This window comes from Micromonospora sp. DT233, from assembly GCF_049841815.1.
In the GTDB taxonomy this organism is placed as follows: Bacteria; Actinomycetota; Actinomycetes; order Mycobacteriales; family Micromonosporaceae; genus Micromonospora.
In genome coordinates, this window is record NZ_JBNCLB010000047.1 from 1 (window position 1) to 444 (window position 444).

Genomic DNA, 444 nt, shown 5'->3' on the forward strand with positions numbered 1-444 from the left:
TTGCGGCAGCCGGTGCGGTTCCACGACGTCACGAAGGCCCTGGTCGAGGAGGGGCACACCGCCTTCATCGAGTGCAGTGCGCATCCGGTGTTGATTCCCGCGATCGGTGAGGGTCTGGGCACGTTGCGGCGTGACGAGGACGACGTCGAGCAGTGGCTACGCGCCCGCGCCGAAGCCTTCGTCACCGGCCTGCCCGTCACCTGGTCGACCGCGCCGTCCGGCGACGCCGAGGCGCTGCCGACCTACCCGTTCCAGCGGCAGCGCTACTGGCTGGACAGCGGTAACACCGGGCCGGTCGACGCCCGATCCCTCGGCCTGGACCCGTCGGCGCATCCGCTGCTGCCGGTCTGGACGAGCATCCCCGACAGCGAGACGGTGCTCTTCTCCGGTCGGTTGTCGTTGCGTGCGCAGCCGTGGCTGGCCGAGCATGCCGTCTTCGGCACG

1 protein-coding gene is annotated in these 444 nt (G+C 70.5%); it reads left to right on the top strand.

The window, feature by feature from the left end; translation table 11 throughout:
* Window positions 1-444 (top strand): hypothetical protein (locus ACLQ2V_RS28130; RefSeq protein WP_425721736.1); only part of this gene is annotated, 444 nt, incomplete at both ends.